The organism is Nostoc sp. CHAB 5715, assembly GCF_020829685.1.
Classification (GTDB): Bacteria; Cyanobacteriota; Cyanobacteriia; order Cyanobacteriales; family Nostocaceae; genus Nostoc.
Genome location: NZ_JAIVFR010000297.1, coordinates 1 through 7,545 on the forward strand (window position 1 = coordinate 1; position 7,545 = coordinate 7,545).

Consider the following 7,545-nt stretch of genomic DNA (forward strand, 5'->3'; position numbering starts at 1 on the left):
AATCAAGAATATATTTACTCAACAGTTGTCACCTTTGACCCCCATCCACAGGAATTTTTTACGGGCCAGCCCCGGACTTTGTTAACGCCACTTGATGAAAAAGTCCAACAATTGCGATCGCTTGGGGTAGAACAACTGGTACTACTACCCTTTGACAAAGAACTATCTGCTTTGACCCCCGAAGAATTCGTCCAAAAAATTCTTGTGCAACAACTGCGATGCCAGCAAATTAGCATCGGGCAGGATTTTTGTTTTGGCGAAAAGCGCAGTGGTACTGCTAAAGATTTGCAATTAATTGCCGCCAAGCAGAATATCCCCGTTACCATCGTTCCCTTACAAACTTATACAGGTAACTCACCCACCGAAAGCAGTTGCGTCAGTACTAATCCGACTCAGGATGCCCGCATTAGCACTTCATTAATTCGCCAAACCCTTGAGCAAGGCGACATCGAAGATGCAAATCTACTACTAGGACGCCCCTACACTCTCTTTGGTGTTGTCGTTCAAGGTCAACAATTGGGCAGAACAATTGGCTTTCCCACCGCCAACCTCCAACTACCAAAAGAAAAGTTTTTGCCCCGCCAAGGAGTCTATGCTGTCCGCGTTTTCATTCTCAGTGAAACATCAGATATCGCTCCTAGTGAAAGCTTGGGCGTAATGAATATCGGTAACCGCCCAACTGTAAATGGTACTTATTCATCTGCGGAAATACATTTATTCGATTGGTCTGGTGATTTGTATGGCAAAAAACTGGCTGTAGAACTAGTGAAATTTTTGCGCCCTGAACAAAAATTTGCTTCTCTAGAAGCCCTGAAAACACAAATTCAACTTGACTGTGTTGTTGCTAAAGAAATTTTGAATGCTAAAGCGCAAAGTTAAAAGTTAGGAGTTAGGAGTTAGGAGTTCTAAGTGGGCAACACCTGCTATAATAATGCCGCGATCGCATTCTTTCCATTGTTTGGGCATTGGGCATTGGGCATGGGGCATGGGGCATGGGTTTGCTATTCCTGCGAAAAAGTTTTTTGGGTGAAACTGTGATTGCAAATAACTCAAGTCAGTTCCATCAGGAACAGGCGCTAAGGGATCGCGAAAGGGAATATTCAAATGTACTGGCCCCTTTGTAGGAGTTTGCGCCCTTTCCCAGCTATGAATTACTGTTTGTCGCAGATAAGCTAGCATTCCCATATCAGCAGAGGGTAAGGCTAACTCTGTTTGCCAATTTGGGTAGTTTCCATATAATCTCAATTGATCTACAGTTTGCCCAGAGTGACAATCTCGCAATTCTGGGGGTCTATCGGTGGTTAATACCAACAGTGGGACGCCACTATATGAGGCTTCAATGACTGCTGAATAAAAATTTGCTCCTGCTGTACCAGAGGTGCAAACTAGTACCACAGGGCGTCCGGTTGCTTTAGCTTGTCCCAAGGCAAAGAAGGCGGCGGAACGTTCATCAAGAATGGAAATCGCTTCAATCTCAGGTGCTTGTTGAGCAAAGGCGATCGCTAAGGGTGTAGAGCGCGATCCCGGACAAATGATAGCACAAGTCAATCCCAACCGCTTTAGCGTCTCTGTTAAAATATAAGCCCAAAGTTGATTAACATTTTTATAAGCGATCGGCATTAAATCAAACATAGCTATAAAACAATCTTAAATTTTAGATTTTGTTTAGGGATCAATTTAAAATCCATCTGGGATTTGACAAATGCAAAGATGGAACCCAACACCGCCACGCGAGTTTGTGGTCAGAAAAATCTCCAAGCAAACTTACTCCAGTTTCTACAAAATGCACAATTTGCTCTCAAACATTTATGGACTGCATTCATTTAACGGGAATTCGCTGCTATGGCTACACTGGGTATCTGCCAGAAGAACAGGTGCTAGGACAATGGTTTGAGGTGGATGTGAGGTTATGGTTGGATATCTCCACAGCGGCCAAGACTGACGCGATCAAAGATACTTTAGATTATCGCAGCGTCATTAGCTTGATACAACATCTGGTCAAAACGTCTAAGTTTGCTTTGGTGGAGAAGTTGGTAACAACGATCGCAGATTCTATTCTCCAAGAGTGCGATCGTGTAACACAAGTTCAAGTCATTCTGAGCAAACCTGCTGCACCTATTCCAGACTTTGATGGCAAAATTAGCATTGAAGTGACTAAAAGTAAGTCCAATCTCTAAAGCACAAAAGGTGTTCTTTTCTCAATACCTATTCTTGATGACTAAATACACCCAAAAATCTTTAGTCTACTTCAGTAGACTTTAGCTATTAGCCTGGAACTTTAGTTCCAGGCGGGTGAGTCATATCAAATCCAGTTGAACAACCACACTAAAAATAAGCTACAACCCATTCTGTTACTTGATTGAAACTATGTGCAATCAGCCGGATTTGATATCAAGCCGAAAGTTTTGCTATTTCTAGTTTAAGTTGACACCAATGCACATCTATACACCCCTACGAGGATATACGTTCATCTGTAGTTAATTATTCTCTGTACCTTCTCTGTGCGGAAAATGCGATCAATAGTTTTAAATAATACCATTTCACTTACCATTGAAAATTTCAGACAGTTTCATACAGTAATTTAGACCCTGACTGACACAAAAACTATTTGTAGACAAAGCGGTATTAAAGTTTTTAATTCCAGATGATGATTAATTTTTAGTAAGATTATAGTGAGTGGATACTATTATATTAAATATAACACATTATATTATTTTCACTTACATAAAAGTACTATGTTGTAATTAAATGATTTTGGGAGCATCCCACTTTTTTACATGTCATTGCGAACGCGAGTGCGTCTCGAAGAGAGGAACGAAGCAATCGCAAAATTCTTCAGGTCAAAACGAGTCCATGAGATTGCTTCGTCGTTCCTCCTCGCAATGACACTTATTCTCTCATTGCAAAATAAAAACTGGGATGCACCCAATGATTTTTTTCTTGATTAATTTTTACATAAATATTATACTTAATATTTATTTTATTCAAAAAAATTATGGTTCTTCAGTTCATTTTATGGAACAGAATAATAAATAAAACCTAAAGATAGGCTAGATTTATTGCTGTGACTGGGTTTTAAGTTTTTGAGCCTTTCTATAAAACTGCGATTTTAATGCTCTACCATAAAACCAACGCAAGAACCAAAATTATTACATAATTTATTTATGAAAATCGCTTTTTGATTGCTAGTAATTACATGGTAATTGATGTTTGATGTTAATAACTTGACATTAGATGCATGAAATAATCAGAATTAGCTTTAACAAGTACATAAATTATTGGAGCTTAATAGCGTGATGTTATTTAATCGTGACTCAGTATTTATATCAAGCAACAATACAGAATAGCTAGAGATTGTTTATGATAGAATAATGAATTTTACATGAGTTGATACTCACAACAAAAATCTTAACCCTAGCAAACAGGTTATCGTAACATGTTCGCCCGCAAAATCCTAGTTGTTGAGGATGAGAAAATCCTAGCCTCAAATATTAGAAAAAGTTTACAGAAATTAGGTTATTCAGTTTCAGAAATATCTAAGTCTGGTGAAGAAGCAATAAAAAAGGTAGCAGAAACTCATCCACATTTAGTATTAATTGATATCTGCCTAGCTGGGGAAATTGACGGTGTACACGTAGCAGATATTATCCAGAATAAATTCCATGTGCCTGTAGTATATTTAACAGAGAGTTCGGACTATAAAACATTACAAAAAAATCAGGTAAATGAGCGTTTTAGTTACATAGTTAAACCATTTATTGAAAGTGATTTACATTTTGCGATTGAAATGGCTCTATATAAACATCAGAGTAAAAAGATATTATCCGAAGAAAAACAGAGGTTGGCGGCAATTATTAACAGCATGGGCTGTGCAGTGATTGTGACTTATGCAAATGGTTGTATTCAAATGATGAATCCCATAGCAGAATTAATCACTGGCTGGAAGCAAAGTGAAGCATTGGGGAAAGATTTAGAAGAAGTCATTAGCTTAGTTAATAAAGATGTAGGAGAAAAAATTGAAAATTTAGCTACATACGTAATCGAATCAGGCGAAATTTTCAATTTACCAGAAAACTGTACATTGATTACCAAAGATGGCAAAGAAATAGCGATTGGGGATAATGTTGCACCCATCCGGGATCAAAATGGCAATATTACTGGCGCAGTTTTAGTTTTTCAAGACATCACCAAACGCAAGCAGACAGAGGCGCAACTGATCCGCAATGCTTTTTATGATGGGCTTACAAAATTACCGAATCGGGTTTTATTTTTAGATCGGCTCAGACAAACAATTGAACGTAGCAAACGCCGAAACGATTATTATTTTGCAGTTTTATTTTTGGATTTAGATGGCTTCAAGGAAATTAACGATCGCTTTGGGCATGGAATAGGGGATGATTTTTTAGTAGCGATCGCTAGACGTTTAGAGTCGTGCTTACGCGGTGGCGATACTGTAGCACGATTTGGTGGTGATGAGTTTACAGTTCTTTTGGAGGATATCAAAGACATTACCGACGCTACCAATGTTGCCAAACGGATTCAAGACTCCTTACGATTGCCACTTAATCTGAATGGATATCAATTATCTGCTACAGCTAGCATTGGTATTACTTGGAATTTTAGTAATTATGAGGAACCTGCAACTCTGCTGCGGGATGCTGATATTGCTATGTACCGAGCTAAAAGGCAGGGAAAAGCTACTTATGCCATATTTACTTAATTACTCTAGCCGCTATTAAGGTGTATCCTAGAGAATCGAGAAGCTACATAAGTCTGTCATGGAAAAAACCGAAAAACAGAAAATGCTCGCAGGCGAATTATATCTGGCGGATGATCCAGAATTGGCTGCCGAAAATAAGCGAGCTAGTCGTCTGTTGCGAAATTACAATTCTACAACCGAAGAACAGCAAGAGCAACGGCAGCAAATTTTGCAAGAATTATTTGGAAAGATCGGTGACAAAGTATCAATTGTGCCACCCTTTCACTGCGATTATGGCAGTAATATTTTCGCTGGTGACAGATTCTACATGAACTATGGCTGTGTAATTTTAGACTGTAATACAGTTCATATTGGTGAAAATGTCTTATGCGCTCCTTATGTACAAATTTATACTGCTTATCACCCGACAGAGCCAGAAATTCGTCTTTCTGGGAGAGAATTAGCTGCCCCAATTAACATTGGTAATAATGTCTGGATTGGTGGCAGTGCAATTATTTGTCCAGGTGTAACCATTGGTGATAACACAACCATTGGTGCTGGCAGTGTAGTTGTCAAAGATATACCTGAGAATGTTGTCGCTGCTGGCAATCCCTGCCGCGTCATTCGATATTTATCCTAGAATTTAAAATTTATATCCTCTGGCAATCCAATAGAGCCAGTCTGCGATCGCTTCTTGAGTTTCGCTGTCAGGATCAATGGCTATTATTTCAGATAACTTTGCAGAATATACATCATCATCCTTACCATTAATGTAAGCCACTTCTACAAGCATATCTTTTAAGCACTCATCATCTGGGGCCATTCCCAGCACTTCCACTGGTTTCTCCTCGGTAGAAGCTGATTTGCGTCCTTTCTTAGCCCATTTAGCCATAAAGGGAAAATTCAGAGCCTCTTCGAGGTAATAGTACCAACCCATTGCCCGGTCTTCTTTATCTTCAGCATCTACAATGATCTCTGTTTTAATGCGATGCTCTCGGTTTTCGTCGGCTTCAACACTAGGCATAAGAAAACACTTTACGTATAATGCATTTTAATAATACTACCAAAGTCTTAGCTAAGAATAATTTTTCTAAAATAAATTATATAGGACTTAAACATCAGAGATACCCCAATACCCTTAAGAAGGCGGCTTTTAGGGTTCTTTCCTTTCTAAAAGGGATTAGGGGATCTAAGTTTCAGTTTTCAGTGCGTAATTCCTGCTATATCTAAGTTATACAAAAAACCGCTTGTCATTGACAAACGGTTTTCTAATTATTGCCCTCAAAGGCTAACTTATATCAGGTTCGCTTGATTGCTTATTAAACTCGAAGAACCCCACCCCGCCAAAGCTATGCTTTGTCTCCCCTCCCGAAGAGCGGGGAGGGGTTCTTTTATTATGGGTAATTTAGCGGACATGATATTATTTGCTGTATTTAGATGCCAAGTTCTTTCTTAGCACTAAAGCGCGAAATATTAAACAAGTCTCAAATCAGGATAATTTGCCAGTACATCATCAGATGTTAGGGTATCATTTTCAGCTTGCGGAGTCCAAAGAACTTCAATTGCCAGGAGTTTATCACTGGGGATACTACCAATTTGGCGCAAAGCTTGACGCAAATCATCAGCACTATTAATCGCTGTGGGGATTCCAAACTTACCTAGTGTCGCCGCCAGCAAGGTGACGATAATGTATTCACCAGGGCCTTCGGTAAATAGGCGTGTGGGGTTGTCGAGTTCACCAGCCGGAGGTAAAGCATCTTTGGCAAGGGCCGCTCTTAGCTGGTTGTTGACATTAGAAATAGTTTCTTCGCTAAACTTGCTGCGTTCTGCCAGTGACAGCCGATTAAACTGACTTTCAGCTGAATTTAAACTGGCTTGTTGAGTGCCACCACCTGCATATACAAAGTATTCGGGATGGCGGAGTAAAGCTAGGCTGGCTTCTTGTAGAACTTCTGCTCTCCCCTGTGGGGTGTTAGTATCAGCAGTTTCAGCAATGTGGTTGAGTTCATTTTGCAATTCACGGGCTTGAGCTAACAAACCTACTTGCAAACGAGTCACAGAAACCGGAGAGTTACTGCTGTAATCTGCTTCTGGAGTTTCAGCGCCAGAGACACGGCGGAAAGTTTGCAATAAGAAATTAGCGATCGCAAAGAAAATTAAGATGCTAAATAGACCACCAAATCCTCCCCCAATACCCCAGAAAGGAAGTAGGAAGGGAAAGCCAAAACCACCACCAAAGCCACCACCAGGATAGTACCCGCCCCCGCCAGGAGGTGAGTATGTGCGCGGTGTATAAGTGCGGCTGGAAGGTACTCTAAAGGAGCCACCACCGATTCGACCCCCACTGCGGGCCGCTAATGCTCCATCAGCGTGGCTAAGAACCAAAGTTAACACCAGTCCTAGCGCTAAGAAGCTTTTTAACAGTGGTTTGATGGTTTGTTGTAGTTTTTTACGCATAATACTATCGCTTGGAAAACTGAATTATTTATGATTTCTCCCTATGCTGGTGGGAGTGTTTCAATCTGTAGCTAACGCCAGACCGTAAAAACTTGCTTTGTAGCATTCACGTAGCATAGCTTTTAAAGGCTACATATTTAATTTACCGCGTCTTCTCTTAGGTAGGCAGCGATCGCAGGGGGGATTTCTCGACTGGGGAACCGTACCTTAAGATATGTTCACAATTACATACATAAATTTGCGATTGGCGAAAAAGTCCTTGTATAGGATTCCTATTTGATTTTTGAATAAACACCGTACACCTCGAAAAGCCTGATTCCCTACTCCCTACTCCCTATTCCCTACTCCCCGCCTACGCAAATAATTTCAAAAATCAAAGCGGATTACTA

6 protein-coding genes and 1 pseudogene are annotated in these 7,545 nt (G+C 40.1%); 4 read left to right on the plus strand and 3 right to left on the minus strand.

Going from position 1 to position 7,545, the window contains the following annotated elements; all coding sequences use genetic code 11:
* Positions 1–879 (plus strand): bifunctional riboflavin kinase/FAD synthetase (locus tag LC574_RS17540; RefSeq protein ID WP_229454688.1); only part of this gene is annotated, 879 nt, incomplete at its 5' end.
* Positions 880–912: 33 nt separating this feature from the next.
* Here LC574_RS17540 and menD read toward each other — a convergent pair.
* A pseudogene (menD, locus tag LC574_RS17545) lies at positions 913–1,632 on the minus strand (2-succinyl-5-enolpyruvyl-6-hydroxy-3-cyclohexene-1-carboxylic-acid synthase); the annotation flags it as partial.
* 176 nt (positions 1,633–1,808) lie between these two features.
* Here menD and folB point away from each other — a divergent pair.
* The 3 genes from folB (at position 1,809) to LC574_RS17560 (ending at position 5,339) form a co-directional block, all read left to right on the plus strand.
* Positions 1,809–2,177, plus strand: a complete 369-nt coding sequence (gene folB / locus LC574_RS17550; RefSeq protein WP_229454689.1) for a dihydroneopterin aldolase — start codon at positions 1,809–1,811, stop codon at positions 2,175–2,177.
* Positions 2,178–3,436: 1,259 nt separating this feature from the next.
* The gene (locus tag LC574_RS17555; RefSeq protein ID WP_229454690.1) at positions 3,437–4,720 is read left to right on the plus strand and encodes a diguanylate cyclase; all 1,284 of its coding nucleotides are present in this window, start codon (positions 3,437–3,439) and stop codon (positions 4,718–4,720) included.
* Between the two features lie 58 nt (positions 4,721–4,778).
* Positions 4,779–5,339, plus strand: coding sequence for a sugar O-acetyltransferase (locus LC574_RS17560; protein WP_229454691.1), 561 nt, complete (start codon positions 4,779–4,781; stop codon positions 5,337–5,339).
* Between the two features lie 3 nt (positions 5,340–5,342).
* Here LC574_RS17560 and LC574_RS17565 read toward each other — a convergent pair whose 3' ends face one another.
* Positions 5,343–5,723, minus strand: a complete 381-nt coding sequence (locus LC574_RS17565; RefSeq protein ID WP_229454692.1) for a calcium-binding protein — start codon at positions 5,721–5,723, stop codon at positions 5,343–5,345.
* 449 nt (positions 5,724–6,172) lie between these two features.
* Positions 6,173–7,156 (minus strand): DUF1517 domain-containing protein, encoded by a 984-nt coding sequence (locus LC574_RS17570; RefSeq protein ID WP_229454693.1) that lies wholly within the window; start codon positions 7,154–7,156, stop codon positions 6,173–6,175.
* Between the last annotated feature and the right edge of the window lie 389 nt (positions 7,157–7,545).

Coding starts and splice junctions, on each gene's coding strand:
- folB (WP_229454689.1), top strand. CDS start 1,809: ATGGACTGCATTCATTTAACGGGAATTCGCTGCTATGGCTACACTGGG.
- LC574_RS17555 (WP_229454690.1), top strand. CDS start 3,437: ATGTTCGCCCGCAAAATCCTAGTTGTTGAGGATGAGAAAATCCTAGCC.
- LC574_RS17560 (WP_229454691.1), top strand. CDS start 4,779: ATGGAAAAAACCGAAAAACAGAAAATGCTCGCAGGCGAATTATATCTG.
- LC574_RS17565 (WP_229454692.1), bottom strand. CDS start 5,723: ATGCCTAGTGTTGAAGCCGACGAAAACCGAGAGCATCGCATTAAAACA.
- LC574_RS17570 (WP_229454693.1), bottom strand. CDS start 7,156: ATGCGTAAAAAACTACAACAAACCATCAAACCACTGTTAAAAAGCTTC.